This is a genomic window from Pseudonocardia sp. KRD291, from assembly GCF_019263595.1.
Classification (GTDB): domain Bacteria; phylum Actinomycetota; class Actinomycetes; order Mycobacteriales; family Pseudonocardiaceae; genus Pseudonocardia.
On sequence record NZ_JADQDD010000161.1, the window covers coordinates 1 to 14,366 of the forward strand.

The following is a 14,366-nucleotide window of genomic DNA, read 5'->3' on the forward strand; positions in this document are numbered from 1 at the left end:
ACAGGTGCGAGTCCAGGTAGCGCTGCTCGCCGTCCAGGGTCACCGACGTGCCGGAGAACGCCAGCCACTGGCTGTACTGCGGGTCGGTGTTGCCCGGCATGAAGATCGCGTTCTCGCCGACGTTGTAGGTGTCCATCCCGCCGCGGATGACGTCGACGTGCAGGTCGATGAACCCGCCCATCTCGATGGCGCCGCAGAACGTGATCTCGCCGTCGCCCTGCGAGAAGTGCAGGTCACCGACCGAGAGGTTCGCCCCGTCGACGAAGACCGGGTAGAAGATCCGGGTCCCCTTCGTCAGGTTCTTGATGTCCTGGTTGCCGCCGTTCTCCCGCGGCGGGGCGGTGCGGGCGGCCTCGGCGGCGGCGCGGTCGAAGTCGGCGCCCGAGAGCGAGCCGAGGATCGCCGAGTCCGCCAGCGGGGGTAGGGCCAGCGGGGGGACCCTCGACGGGTCGGTGTCGATCAACGCCTGCTCACGCGCGTTCCAGCGCGAGAGAAGCGACGCCGAGGGCGCGGTGCCCATCAGGCCGGGATGCACGATCCCGGTGAACGACACCCCCGGCACGTGCCGTGACGTCGCGGTGCCGCCGGTGAAGTCCCAGATCACCTTGTAGGCGTCCGGGAACTGTTCGGTCAGGAACCCGCCGCCGTTCTCGGTGGCGAACACGCCGGTGTATCCCCAGCCCTGCCCGGCCAGCGGGCCGGTGTCCTCCTGCGGGATCGGGCCGACGTCGAGGATGTCGACGATCAGCAGGTCACCGGGTTTCACACCCTCGACCGAGATCGGTCCGGACAGTACGTGCACCCCGTTCAGCGGAGCGTGCAGGATGTCCTCGGCGGAGTCGTCGTTCCTGATCGCGCCGTCGAACCACTCCCGGCAGTGCACCCGGAACGAGTCGCCCGGCTTGACGTGCACCTGGGCCGGGACGTCCGGGTGCCACCGGTTGTGGCCGACGATCTGCTGGTCGGTGAAGGTCCTGGTGGAGTCCAGCGGGAACACGAGCTCGGGCACGGGCGTGGCCTTCCTTCTCGGTGAGGTCGTGCTCAGGGACGGGCCTTCTCGGTGAGGTCGTGCTCAGGGACGGGGCAGCTGCGACCAGGCCGGGTCCGCCGCCGGGCCGGCGCGGCGACCGGACGTGGGCGGGGGTGCGGACACGACGTCCGGGCGTTCCCGGCTGCGCTCGGTGCGCTCGATCAGCGACCGGGCCGATGCGGAACCGAGCGCGAGCATCGGGGCCGCGAACACCCGGGGCATCGCGGCGCCGCACTCCGGGCAGTCCAGGGTCTCCTCTGCGGTGCCGATCGGGCGGGCCACCTCGTGCGGGCCGTCGGTCTCGCAGCGGTACCGGTACGTCGCCATGGCGGCCTCCGCGTCGTGGGCCCCGATCGTCGCGACGGCTGCGGCGCAGGTCAATCGGCCGTTCGCCGAGGTCCGCACCGGGCGGATGCTCCGTTGTGGACCCGGGTGAGGGGCGTGGTGCACCCGAACGGGGCTACGCTGCGATCCAGATCTTCATCCCCCGAACCAGGAGCTGACGTGGCCCTCTCCGCCGGTGACACGATTCCCGACGTCACCCTCATGACCATGACCGCGGACGGCCCGACGCCCGTCCAGAGCAGCTCGGTCCTCGGCACCGGCACCGTCGTGCTGTTCGGCGTGCCAGGGGCGTTCACCCCGGCGTGCTCGGACCACCACCTGCCCGGCTACGTGCTGCGCGCCGACGACCTCAAGGCCAAGGGCGTCGACACCGTCGCCTGCATCGCCGTCAACGACGCGTTCGTGATGAACGCCTGGGGCGAGGCCCGCGACACCGGCGACGCCGTGCTGATGCTGGCCGACGGCAACGGTGACTTCGCCAAGGCCGCGGGCCTCGAGCTCGACGGCTCCGGCTTCGGTCTGGGCACCCGCTCGCAGCGCTTCGCCGCGATCATCAAGGACGGCGTCGTCTCGGAGATCGGTGTCGAGGACGTCCCGACCAACGTCGGCGTCAGCGGCGTGGAGTCGGTGCTCGAGAAGCTGTGAACCTCGGTCGGCGGCCGCACGCGCGGCCGCCGACGAGCATTCCTCACTCCCGGGACTCGACCGTCTCCTTCACCTTGGCGACGGCGAAGCCCCACGCCTGCCCCACGGTGGTCGACGGCGGGACCGAGACCTCGTCCGGGTTCGTGACGACGTCGAGCAGCACGGGCCCGTCGTGCGCGAGCGCGTCGCGGACGGCCTCGTCGAGGTCACCCGGCTTCTCCACGCGCACCCCGTGCAGCCCGCAGGCCCGTCCGACCTCGGCCAGGTCCGGGTTCGCCAGCGTCGTGCCCGACGACGGCATCCCGACCTGCTCCTGCTCGAGCTTGACCATGCCCAGGTTGGAGTTGTCGAACACGATCAGCTTCACCGGCAGCCGGTAGGCGACGGCGGTGAGCAGGTCGCCCATCAGCATGGTCAGCCCGCCGTCGCCGCAGAACGCGACGACCTGCCGGTCGCGGTCGAGCGCGGACGCGCCCAGGGCCTGCGGCATCGCGTTCGCCATCGACCCCAGGTTCCAGGAGCCGAGCAGCCGTCGGCGGCGGTCGATGTCGACGAACCGGGCCATCCACGTGGTGGTCATGCCGGTGTCGGCGATCAGGACGGCGTCCTCGTCGGCGTGCCGGTTCACCGCGGCGGCCAGCGCCTCCGGGCGGATCAGGTGCTCGGGGTTGTCGAACACCCGCCGGATCCGGCCGACCTTCTTCGCGTCGTGGTCGGGCTCGGCCAGGTGCGCCTGGCGTCCGCTCCAGCGCTCGAAGTGCGCCCGGGCCGACTCCAGGTGCGCACGTGAGCGCGACCGGCGTCCGAGCAGGGGACGCAGCGCCGCGAGGGTGGCGCCCGCGTCGCCGACCAGCCCCAGGTCGACGTGCGTGCGCCGGCCGATGTGCTGGGCCGCCGAGTCGATCTGGACCACCGTCTTGCCCTGCGGGTACCACTCCCGGTACGGGAAGTCGGTGCCGATCATGAGCAGCAGATCGCACTCGTCGAACGCCTGCTGCGCGGCCGGGTTGCCGATCAGCCCGGACTGCCCGACCTGGTAGGGGTTGTCGCCCTCGTAGCCCTCCTTGCCCTTGATCGTGAGCACCATCGGGGCGGCGAGCTCGTCGGCGGTGGCGTTCACCTCGTCCTGCGCGCCGAGTGCGCCGCGCCCGACCAGCAGCGTGACCTTGTCGGCGCCGTCCACGAGGTCCGCGGCGCGGCGCAGAAGGTCCGGGGCGGGCGTGGTGGCCGGGTGGTGGTCGACGAAGTGCGGGACGGCGCCGCCGGGGACCTCCAGCTCCCCGACGTCGCCGGGCAGGGTCAGCACCGCGACGCCGCGCTGCTGGTTCGCCGCGTTCACGGCCTGCTCGAGCAGGTAGGGCAGCTGTTCGGGGATGCTCACCGTGCGGGAGAACACGGCGACGTCGCGGAACAGCGCGTCGTTGTCGACCTCCTGGAAGTAGTCGCTGCCGATGTCGGCGCGCGGCACCTGCCCGCAGATCGCCAGTACCGGGGCGTGCGACTTCTTCGCGTCGTAGAGGCCGTTGAGCAGGTGCACCGACCCCGGGCCGACGGTGCCCATGCAGACCCCGAGCGATCCGGTGAGCTGGGCCTGGGCCCCGGCGGCGAACGCGCCGGCCTCCTCGTGCCGTACCCCGATCCACTCGATGCGCTCCTCGCGGGAGATGGCATCGGTGACGGGGTTGAGGGCGTCGCCGACGACGCCCCACACGCTGCGGACCCCGTGCTCGGCCAGCGCGGTGACCAGGGTCGAGGCGACGGTGGGCATGGGTTCTCCTCGGGTTCGTCGACAGTGCGTTCCCCGGCGGGTACCCGGTCACGCCCGGGATCCACGCCGGCACGGCGCTAACCTGGTGTCGGCGACACGACGAGGAGGTGCCCGCATGCCGAAGGTGATCGGTGGCTCCCTCGTGGCGCACCGCGGAGAGGTGCGGGCCCGGGTGTTCGCCGCGTTGCGCGAGCAGCTCTACGAGCGCGGCTTCGGCTCGGTGACCCTGTCCCGGGTCGCCGCCGCCGCAGGTGTCGGACGCACCTCGATCTACAACCACTTCCCGGACCGGCAGTCGCTGCTGGTGGCGTTCGTCGAGCACGAGGCGCAGCGCTACGTGAGCGACCTCGACGCCGGGATGCGGGCCGCCGGGTCCCCCACCGAGCGGCTGGCCGTGTTCGCCCGGATGCAGCTGCAACGGCTCTCCGAGTTCCACCTGCCGCCCGGTCAGGCACTGGCCGGAGCCCTCGACCCGTCGGCCTACCGGCGGATCGCCGCCCACGCCGATCCGATCACCGGGCGGCTGGCCGCGATCGTCGCCGACGGCGTCGCGGCCGGTGAGATGGCCGCCGGGGACCCGGACGTCCTCGTCGCGATGGTCTCCGCGGCGCTCTCGGCCCGCCAGATCGTGGACGTGCCGGCCGACGAGCTGCCGGCGTCGATCGAGTCGGCGGTCGCGGTCGTGCGCCGGATGGTCTCGGCGGACGGTGTCGCCGGGTCACTGTGAAGGCTAGCCTTACCCGGGACGGTGCCCTAGCATCGTTCTGACACGGTGTCAGAACGATCGAAGAGGGTGCACGTGACGAGTACCGAGACCGTTCCGCTGTCGACCAGCCTGCGTCACGCCACGATGGCCGTGCACGAGCGGGCGCACCACTCGTCCTACATGGCCGCCCTGCTCGGCGGGCACCTGCCGCTGGACGGCTACACGCTGCTGGCCGAGCAGTACGGCGCGATCTACGGCGCGCTGGAGGCGGCATCGGACACCCTGGCGCACGACCCGGTGGCCGGCCCCTTCGTGATCGACGAGCTGCGCAGGCTGCCCGGCCTGCACGCCGACCTGGACGCGCTCGGCAGCGGCATCCCGCGGATCCTGCCCGCGACCCACGCCTACGTGGACCGGCTGCGCACCGCCGCCGGCGACCCGCAACTGTTCGTGGCGCACCACTACACGCGCTATCTCGGCGACCTGGCCGGCGGGCAGATGGTCGGCAAGCTGCTGGACCGCACCTACGGCATCACCGGGCCCGGCGCGCTGTTCTACGACTTCGCGACGCTGGGCAGCCCGTCGAGGTTCCGCGTCCGCTACCGCGCGCTGCTCGACGCCGCGCCGTGGGACGAGGTCGCCCGCGCCCGCGTCGCCGCCGAGGCGGTGCACGCGTTCGAGCTGAACATCGCGGTGCTCGGCGAGCTGGCCGACGAGGTCGGGGCCGGTCTGGCGGCCTGAGCGCCCCCGTACACTTCACGGGTCCTTTCTCGATCGATCCGTCAGGAGTGCGCGGTTGACCGCCACCGAGCCGTCCGTGCGGCCCGCCGCTGCCCTCTCCGAGATCGCCCCCGAGGAGCTTCAGACCTGCCTGCGGGTGCTCGCGCAGGTCGACGCCCTGCCCACCGAGCACCCGGACGCGGTCGCCGTGCGCCGGGCCACGGCCGGGATCTGGAAGTCGCTGAAGCTCCGCCGCCGCGCCGACAAGCGACGCGAGATCACCGAGAACGACGCCGCCGTCACCGCGGCCACCGCGACCGGGGCGACCGGCCGGATCGACGACGAGACCGCTGGCATCCCGCTGGTCTCCTCCGCGGCCGGGGCCACCGCAGGGATCCTGCGCGCGGCGCGCGGCTGCTACGTGTGCAAGCAGCGGTTCACCGTCGTCGACGCGTTCTACCACCAGCTCTGCCCGGGCTGCGCCGCGGCGAACCACCGCCACCGCGACGCCCGCACCGACCTGACGGGGCGCCGCGCGCTGCTCACCGGCGGCCGCGCCAAGATCGGCATGTACATCGCGCTGCGGCTGCTGCGCGACGGCGCGCACACCACGATCACCACCCGCTTCCCGCGCGACGCGGCCCGCCGGTTCGCCGCGCTCGACGACAGTGCGCAGTGGCTGCACCGGCTGCGGATCCTCGGGGTGGACCTGCGCGATCCCGGGCAGGTGGTGGCACTCGCCGACGACGTCGCCGCACAGGGCCCGCTCGACATTCTGATCAACAACGCGGCGCAGACCGTGCGCCGCTCCCCCGGTTCCTACTCCGCCCTCGACGACGCCGAGCGGGCGCCGCTGCCGGCAGGGCCGCTGCCGGAGATGGTCACGTTCTCCGCCGCCGCCCGGTTGCACCCGGCGGCCCTGACCGGCGTGCTGGACGCGGCCGATGCGGCCGGTGCTGTTGATGCGGCCGACCTCGCGGCCCTGGCGACCACCGCGCGCAGCGCGTCGCCGGAGCGGATCGCCGCGGGCACGGCCGTCGACGCGGGCGGGCTGCTGCCCGACACCGCCGTCGCGAACAGCTGGGTCGACCACGTCGAGCACGTGGACCCCCTGGAGCTGCTCGAGGTGCAGCTGTGCAACCAGACGGCACCGTTCATCCTGATCAGCCGCCTGCGCCCGGCGATGGCGGCCTCGGCGGCCCGGCGCAGGTACGTGGTGAACGTGTCCGCGATGGAGGGCGTGTTCGGCCGCGGCTACAAGGGCCCGGGCCACCCGCACACGAACATGTCCAAGGCCGCGCTGAACATGCTCACCCGCACCAGCGCGCAGGAGATGTTCGACGCCGACGGGATCCTGATGACGGCGGTGGACACCGGCTGGATCACCGACGAGCGCCCGCACGCGATGAAGCTGCGCCTGGCGCAGGAGGGGTTCCACGCCCCGCTCGACCTCTCCGACGGCGCCGCGCGGGTCTACCACCCGATCGTCGCCGGGGAGGCGGGCGAGGACCTGCACGGGGTGTTCCTCAAGGACTACGCCCCCGGCCCCTGGTAGACCGCCACCGGTCCTGTCGGGGGTCGCCGATAGCGTGCGGAGGGTGTTGGAACTGCATCGGGCCGAGCGCGCGGACACCCTCGTCGACGCGCTGGCCGAGGTGCTCGCCGTGCCGCCGCCGGACCCGTTCGTCGCCGACGTGGTCGCCGTCCCGGAGAAGGGCATCGAGCGCTGGCTGGCCCAGCGACTGGCCCACCGGCTGGGCGCGAGCGGGGGTCGCGGCGACGGGGTGTGCGCGAACGTCCGGTTCCCGGCGCCGGCTGCGGTGCTGGGCGACGTCGTCGCCGCCGTCACCGGGACGGACCCGGATACCGACCCCTGGGCGCCGACGCGCTCGGTGTGGCCGCTGCTGGCCGTGATCGACGAGGTCCTGGCCTCCGGGGACGTGAGGTTCGCCGGGCTCGCGGCGCATCTGGCCGGGGGCGGGCACGGCCGCCGCTACGCGATGGCCCGCAAGCTCACCGGACTGTTCGCCTCCTACGCCACGCACCGGCCCGCGCTGCTGCGCGGCTGGGCCGCCTCCGACGCCGGTGTGCCGGCCGACCTGGCCTGGCAGGCCGAGCTGTGGCGGCGCCTGCGGGAACGGATCGGCGTGCCCGGCCCGGCGGAGCGGCTCGAGGACGCGGTCGCGGCGCTGCGGGCGGGGCCGGGCGCCGGGCAGGGTGACGTGACGGCGGGGCTGCCGGCCCGTCTCTCGCTGTTCGGTCCGACCCGGCTGGCCGCCGAGCACCTGGCCGTCCTCGACGCGCTGGCCCAGCACCGCGACGTCCACCTGTGGCTGCCGCACCCGTCCCCGGCGATGTGGGAAGCGGTGCGCGGCGCCTCGCCCGGCGTGGCGGTCGCGCGCGCCGTCGACGACAGCGACCTCCGCGTCGCCCACCCGTTGCTGCGCTCGCTGGGCCGCGACGTCCGCGAGCTCGCCCTGCGCCTGCCGGCAGGGGCGCGCGACACCCACCACGCGACCGCGCGCGCCGAGCCCCGCACGCTGCTCGAACGCCTGCAGGGCGACCTGCGCGAGGACCGCGCGCCCACCGACGAGCGCCCGCTGCTCGACCCGGAGGACCGCAGCATCGCCCTGCACGCCTGCCACGGCCCGGACCGGCAGGTCGAGGTGCTGCGCGAGGTGCTGCTCGGGCTCCTCGCCGCGGACCCGACGCTGGAGCCGCGCGACATCATCGTGATGTGCCCGGACATCGAGGTGTTCGCACCGCTGATCACGGCGTCGTTCGGGCTGGCCCCGGACGACGCGGACGGCCCGACCGCCGCGGACCTGCACCCCGGGCACCGGCTGCGGGTCCGGCTCGCGGACCGGGCCCTGCGCCAGTCGAACCCGCTGCTCGGCACGGTCGCGACGCTGCTCGAGCTCGCCGACGCCCGGCTGACCACGTCGCAGGTGCTGGACCTGGTCGCCTCCGGGCCGGTGCGGCGCCGGTTCCGGCTCGACGACGACGCGCTGGAGCGGATCGGCGAGCTGGTCACCGCGGCCGGTGTCCGGTGGGGTCTCGACGGCGAGCACCGCAGGCCGTTCCGGCTGGAGAACTTCGGGCAGAACACGTGGTCGGCGGGCCTGGACCGGATGCTGCTCGGCGTCGCGATGGCCGAGACGCCCGGTGCACCCGCCTGGCTGGGGACCGCGCTGCCGCTCGACGAGGTGGACTCATCCGACGTCGAGCTGGTCGGTGCCCTGGCCGAGATCCTCGACCGGGTCGGCACCGCCGTCGCGGCGCTGACCGGCCCGCAGCCGCTCACGGCGTGGGTGGACGCGCTCTGCGACGCGCTCGCGTCGCTGACCTCGACCACCCCGTCCGAGGCCTGGCAGCAGAACCAGGCGCGCGCCGAGCTGACCGAGGTCGTGGCCTCGGCCGGGCCGCAGGCGGGGACCGTCGAGCTGGACCTGTCCGACGTGCGCGGACTGCTCGCCGACCGGCTGCGCGGGCGCCCGAGCCGGGCGAACTTCCGCACCGGCACGCTCACCGTCGCGACGCTGGTCCCGATGCGGGCGGTGCCGCACCGGGTGGTGTGCCTGCTGGGCTGCGACGACGGTGTGTTCCCCCGCGCGGGCTCCGCCGACGGCGACGACGTGCTGGCCCGCGACCCGGCCGTCGGCGAGCGGGACCCGCGCAGCGAGGACCGCCAGCTGCTGCTCGACGCCGTCTCGTCGGCGACCGAGCACCTGGTCGTGGTGTCCTCGGGGGCCGACGAGCGGTCCGGGGCGCGGCGCCCACCGTCGGTCCCGATCGGTGAGCTGCTCGACAGCATCGACGCCACCGTGCGCGCCGCCGACGGCCGCCGGGCGAGCGAGCACCTGCGGGTGGCGCACCCGCTGCAGCCCTTCGACGGGCGCAACTTCACCGCGGGCGCCCTCGTGCCGCGGGGGCCGTTCAGCTTCGACCGGGTGTCGCTGCGCGGCGCGCGGGCCGCGGCCGGGGAACGTGACACCACACCGCGCCGGTTCCTGACCTCGGCGCTGCCCGACCCGGCCGACGTCGCCGAGGTCGAGCTGGAGGACCTGGCGACGTTCGTCGAGAACCCGGTGCGCGGGTTCCTGCGCCAGCGGGTCCGGGTCGTGCCGACCGCGGAGAACGCCGAACCGGCGGACGCGCTGCCGGTGGAGGTCGACGGCCTGGCGACCTGGCGGATCGGGGACCGGCTGCTGAGCGACCGCCTGGCCGGGGCGGACGCCGACCGCAGCTCCCAGGCCGAATGGCGCCGCGGCGAGCTCCCGCCGGGCGGGATCGGGGCCCGGGTCCTGGAGAAGGTCGTCTCGGACGTGGACCCGCTGGTCGCCGCCGCGGCGGTGCTGCACTCCGGGGCCCCGACCTCGCGTGACGTCTCGGCCGACGCGGGCGGCGTGCTGGTCGTGGGCACGGTGCCGCGGCTGCACGGGGCAACGGTGCTGCGGGTCGAGTACTCGCGGCTCAAGGCCAAGCAGCGGCTCCGGGCCTGGGTACAGCTGCTCGCGCTCACCGCGGGGCATCCGGACGTGGCGTGGCAGGCGGTCACCCTGGGCCGCGGCGGCGGGGGTGGCGCCGCCCGCTCCACCCTCGGCCCGGTGGAGCCGGAACGGGCGCGGGCGCTGCTCGCGGACCTGGTCGCGCTGCGCCGGGTGGGGCTGCGCGAGCCGCTGCCGCTGCCCACCGACGCCGCGGCCGCCTACGCCCGCGCCCGGCGCGCGGGTGCGAACCCGGAGAACGCGCGCGCCGCCGCGGAGCGGGACTGGTCGCCGTTCGAGGTGGCCGACCCCTCGCACGAGATGGTGTGGGGCGCCGGTGCGCCCCTGTCGGACCTGTTGACGACACCGCCCGACCGGCCGGCCTCCCCCGGCTCCGGCGGGGAGCCGCACCGCTTCGGGGAGCTGGCGATGCGGCTGTGGGTCCCGTTGCTCGATGCCGAGAAGATGGACATGCCGTGACCCCCGCCGACGTGCTTCTTCCCGCGGAGGCGGAATCATGACCGCCGACGTGCTCTTTCCCGCGGAGGCGGAGTCGTGACCGCAGTCCTCGCTCCCACGACGTTCGACGTGTGCGGGCCGCTGCCCGAGGGCACCACCGTGCTCGAGGCCAGTGCCGGCACCGGGAAGACGTTCACGATCGCCGCGCTGGCGGCCCGCTACGTGGCCGAGGGCGTGGTCGGGCTGGACCAGCTGATGCTGGTCACGTTCGGCCGCGACGCGACCCAGGAGCTGCGCGAACGCGTCCGGGAACGGCTGGCCGGCACCGAGCGGGCCCTGTCCGCCCTGCTGACCGGGGAGCCGGCCGGGGAGCTCCCCGGCGACGCCGACGGGGTGACCGCGCTCCTCGCCGCCGGCCCGCCCGAGCAGGTCCGGGCCCGGCGGGACCGTCTCGCCGCCGCGATCGCCGGGTTCGACTCGGCGACGATCGCGACCACCCACCAGTTCTGCCAGCAGATGCTCGCCGGGCTCGGGGTTGCCGGGGACAACGACCCGGACGCGGAGTTCGTCGAGCACGTCGACGACGTCGTCACCGAGGTGGTCGACGACTTCTACGTGCGCAAGTACGCCGCCCCCGGCGCCGCGCGGCCGGCGTTCGACCGGAAGGCCGCGCTCGAGCTGGCCCGGCGCGCGGTCGGCGACCCGCAGGCCCGGCTGGAGCCGGCCGGGGCCGACCCACGCTCCGCCGCCGCGGTCCGGCGCGGGTTCGCCGAGGCCGTCCGGGCGGAGGTGGACCGGCGCAAGCGCACGCGCCGGCTCTACAGCTACGACGACATGCTCGGCCGCCTGGCCGGCGCGCTGGCCGACCCGGTGCGCGGCGCCGCGGCCTGCGACCGGTTGCGCGCCCGCTACCGGGTGGTGCTGGTCGACGAGTTCCAGGACACCGACCCGCAGCAGTGGGAGATCCTGCGGCGCGCGTTCCACCGGGTCCCGGGCACGACGCTGGTGCTGATCGGCGACCCCAAGCAGGCGATCTACGCGTTCCGCGGGGCGGACGTGGTCAGCTACCTGGCCGCCCTCGACGAGGCCGACGTGGTCCGCACGCTGGGCCGCAACTACCGCAGCGATGCCGCGCTGCTCGGCGCCCTGGACGCGCTGCTGCGTGGCGCCGCGCTGGGTGACGACCGGATCCTGGTCCGGCCGGTGGACGCCGAGCACGCGCAGCGGCGGCTGCGCGGGGCGCCGTCGGACTCCCCGGTCCGGCTGCGTGTGGTGGACCGGGACCGGCTGGAGCCGCTGACCGGGCGCAAGCTGGGCACCACGAAGATCACCCGGCCGGTCGTGGCGCGCGACGTCGCGCTGGACCTGTCGGCGCTGCTGGCCTCGCCCGCGCTGGTGGACGGCGAGCCGGTCCGGCCCGGGCACGTCGCGGTGCTGGTGCGCACGAACGCCCAGGGCACGATGGTCCGCGACGCCTGCGCGGCGCACGGGGTCCCGGCCGTGGTCGCCGGCAGCACCAGCGTGTTCGGCACCGACGCGGCCGCGGACTGGCTGACGCTGCTCGAGGCCGTGGAGCAGCCGCAGCGGGTGGTGCGCCTGCGCGCGGCGGCGCTGACCCGGTTCGTCGGGCACACCGTCGCCGACCTGTGCGGCCCGGACGGCGACGGGCTGGTCGACGACCTGGGTGCGGACCTGCGTGCCTGGCACGTCGTGCTGGCCGAGCGCGGGGTCGCGGCGCTGCTGGAGGCCGTCACCACCCGTCGCCGACCGGCCGAGCGGCTGCTGTCGCGACCGGACGGGGAGCGGGCGCTCACCGACATCCGCCACATCGGGCAGGTGCTGCACTCGGCGGCGCTGGAGCGCCATCTTGGACCGTCGGCGCTGATCGAGTGGCTGCGGCACCGGATCGGGGAGGCGGCCCGGGACACCGCGGCCGAGCGGAGCCGGCGCCTGGAGTCCGACGCGGACGCGGTGCAGATCGTCACCGTGCACCGGTCCAAGGGGCTGGAGTTCCCGGTCGTCTACCTGCCCTTCGCCTGGGACCGGTGGGTCGCCGACACCCCGGACCCGCTGCTCTACCACGACCCGGACGGCTCCCGGGTGCTCGACGTCGGCGGCCCCAGCGGCCCGGACCGCACCGAGCGCACGGCGCGGCACCAGGGCGAGGAGGCCGGCGAGGACCTGCGGCTGCTCTACGTGGCGCTGACCCGGGCGCGGAGCCAGGTCGTCGTCTGGTGGGCGCCGGCGACGACGACCCCGGCGTCGGCGCTGCACCGCCTGCTTCTCGGGCGGCCCGGCGCCGGGCAGGACCCGCCGGCATCGGTGAAGGTGCCCGGCGACGCGAACGTGCTGCAGATGCTGCGCGAGCTGGAACCCTCGGGCGTCGCGGTGGAGACGCTCACGGACCGTGAGCCGGCGACGGCCCCGCCCGGAGACCCCGCCCCGGAGCTGGCCGCGGCGGCGTTCGACCGGACGCTGGACACGGCGTGGCGGCGCACCTCCTACACCTCGCTGACGGCGAGCGCGCACGCCTCCGTGCCGGTCCACGTCGACGTGGAGGAGGAGCAGGCGAGCCCGGCCGGTGTGCTCAGCGAGCCGGAGACCGAGGGCACCCGGGACGAGCCGCTCGACCCGCCGGCCCCCGGCGCACCGGCCGACGAGGCCACCGGGGGCGCAGGGGTCGCGGCGGTGCCGTCGCCGATGGCCGAGCTCCCGATGGGGGCCGGTTTCGGCACGCTCGTGCACGCGGTGCTGGAGACCGTCGACACCGGCGCGCGCGACCTCGGGGCGGAGCTGGCCGCGCGGGCCCGCGAGGAGCTGGCGCGGCAGCCCGCCGACGTCGACCCGGACGAGCTGGCCGCCGCGTTGCTTCCGGTGCTGCGCACGCCGCTGGGCCCGGTCGCCGACGGGTACACGCTCGCCGACGTCGCCCCGGTCGACCGGCTCTCCGAGCTGGAGTTCGAGATGCCGTTGTGCGGCGGCGACTCCCCCGCCGGGACGCTGCGCCTGGGCCGGGTCGCGGAGCTGCTGGCCCGGCACCTGGACGGCGACGACCCGCTGGCCGGCTACGCAGACCGCCTCGCCGTGCCGGGTCTGGCCGAGCAGCCGCTGCGCGGGTACCTGACCGGGAGCATCGACTCGGTGCTGCGCCTCGGTTCCGGGTCGGGCTCGGGGCCGGGGGCGCGCTACCTGGTGGTCGACTACAAGACGAACTGGCTCGGGCCGATCGGCCCGGCCGGCCGGGAGCCGTTGACGGCCGCGCACTACGCGCCGTCGCACCTGGCCGCGGCGATGCAGGGCGCGCACTACCCGTTGCAGGCGCTGCTCTACGCGGTGGCGCTGCACCGGTTCCTGCGCTGGCGGCTTCCCGGCTACGACCCGGCGACGCACCTCGGCGGCGTCGGCTACCTGTTCCTGCGCGGCATGTGCGGGCCGGACACCCCGGTCATCGACGGCTCGCCCTGCGGGGTGTTCGGCTGGCGTCCACCGGCGGCGCTGGTCTGCGAGCTGTCGGACCTGCTGGACGGAGACGGCACATGAGCGCCCCCGGCGTCACCGAGCGGGACCCCTTCGACGCCCGGGTCGCGCGCACCGCGACCGGGCTGCTGGCCGAGTTCAACGCGGCCGAGCTGCTCGCGCCGGGCGACCTGCACGTCGCGCGCAGGCTGGCCCGCCTCGGCGGGCGCCCGGCAGAGGGGCGCCCGGCCGACGCGAGCCAGGCCGACGGGCGCGAGCACGGCGAACCGGAGCCGGTGCTGCTCGCCGCCGCGCTGGCCGTGCGGGCGATCCGCAACGGGTCGGTGTGCCTGGACCTGTCCACGGTCGCCACCACGGTGCTCGGCGAGGGCGAGCAGGCGATCGACCCCACCGACCTGCCCTGGCCGGAGCCAGCCGGCTGGCGGGAACAGGTCGCGGCCAGCCCGCTGGTCGGTCTCGGCGCCGACGCCGATCCCGGGCGGCCGCTGCGCCTGGTGGGGAACCTGCTCTACCTGGACCGGTACTGGGCGGAGGAGGAGCAGGTCCGCCTGGGGTTCACCGAGCGGGCCGGACTGGTGCCCGGCGTCGACACCGACCGGATGCGTGGCGTGCTGGACCGGCTGTTCCCGGACCGAGACGGCGACCGGCAGCGGCTGGCCGTCGCGGTCGCCGCGCTGCGCCCGATCAGCGTGGTGGCCGGTGGGCCGGGCACCGGCAAGACGACGACCG

9 protein-coding genes and 1 pseudogene are annotated in these 14,366 nt (G+C 75.0%); 7 read left to right on the forward strand and 3 right to left on the reverse strand.

Annotated elements, in window-relative coordinates:
• Both fmdA and I4I78_RS20590 read right to left on the reverse strand, forming a co-directional pair.
• Positions 1 to 1,009: formamidase (gene fmdA, locus I4I78_RS20585; RefSeq protein WP_218613079.1), on the reverse strand; the 1,009-nt coding region annotated here is incomplete at its 3' end.
• 63 nt (positions 1,010 to 1,072) lie between these two features.
• Positions 1,073 to 1,357: an FmdB family zinc ribbon protein gene (locus I4I78_RS20590; RefSeq protein ID WP_218613080.1), complete on the reverse strand. Its 285-nt coding sequence runs from the start codon at positions 1,355 to 1,357 to the stop codon at positions 1,073 to 1,075.
• 177 nt (positions 1,358 to 1,534) lie between these two features.
• Between I4I78_RS20590 and I4I78_RS20595 the strand changes: the two genes are divergently transcribed.
• On the forward strand, positions 1,535 to 2,020 hold the full coding sequence (locus I4I78_RS20595) for a peroxiredoxin (protein ID WP_218613081.1): 486 nt from the start codon (positions 1,535 to 1,537) through the stop codon (positions 2,018 to 2,020).
• 43 nt (positions 2,021 to 2,063) lie between these two features.
• On the opposite strand, the gene I4I78_RS20600 is transcribed toward I4I78_RS20595, so the two are convergent.
• Positions 2,064 to 3,788 carry a thiamine pyrophosphate-dependent enzyme gene (locus I4I78_RS20600; RefSeq protein ID WP_218613082.1) on the reverse strand — a complete coding sequence of 575 codons (1,725 nt, stop codon included), beginning with the start codon at positions 3,786 to 3,788 and terminating at the stop codon, positions 2,064 to 2,066.
• A gap of 115 nt (positions 3,789 to 3,903) precedes the next feature.
• Here I4I78_RS20600 and I4I78_RS20605 point away from each other — a divergent pair, with 115 nt between their 5' ends.
• The 6 genes and pseudogenes from I4I78_RS20605 to I4I78_RS20630 all read left to right on the forward strand — a co-directional run.
• Positions 3,904 to 4,515 (forward strand): TetR/AcrR family transcriptional regulator, encoded by a 612-nt coding sequence (locus I4I78_RS20605; RefSeq protein ID WP_218613083.1) that lies wholly within the window; start codon positions 3,904 to 3,906, stop codon positions 4,513 to 4,515.
• A gap of 66 nt (positions 4,516 to 4,581) precedes the next feature.
• Positions 4,582 to 5,235: a heme oxygenase (biliverdin-producing) gene (locus I4I78_RS20610; RefSeq protein WP_218613084.1), complete on the forward strand. Its 654-nt coding sequence runs from the start codon at positions 4,582 to 4,584 to the stop codon at positions 5,233 to 5,235.
• A 55-nt stretch (positions 5,236 to 5,290) separates the two neighbouring features.
• Positions 5,291 to 6,769, forward strand: a complete 1,479-nt coding sequence (locus tag I4I78_RS20615; protein ID WP_218613085.1) for an SDR family NAD(P)-dependent oxidoreductase — start codon at positions 5,291 to 5,293, stop codon at positions 6,767 to 6,769.
• A gap of 43 nt (positions 6,770 to 6,812) precedes the next feature.
• Complete coding sequence (gene recC / locus I4I78_RS20620; protein ID WP_308252249.1) at positions 6,813 to 10,181, forward strand: exodeoxyribonuclease V subunit gamma; 3,369 nt, start codon at positions 6,813 to 6,815, stop codon at positions 10,179 to 10,181.
• A 75-nt stretch (positions 10,182 to 10,256) separates the two neighbouring features.
• Positions 10,257 to 13,700 (forward strand): UvrD-helicase domain-containing protein, encoded by a 3,444-nt coding sequence (locus tag I4I78_RS20625; protein ID WP_218613087.1) that lies wholly within the window; start codon positions 10,257 to 10,259, stop codon positions 13,698 to 13,700.
• Positions 13,697 to 14,366 (forward strand): annotated as a pseudogene (locus I4I78_RS20630) (hypothetical protein); the annotation flags it as partial. The gene I4I78_RS20625 and the pseudogene I4I78_RS20630, both read left to right, overlap by 4 nt.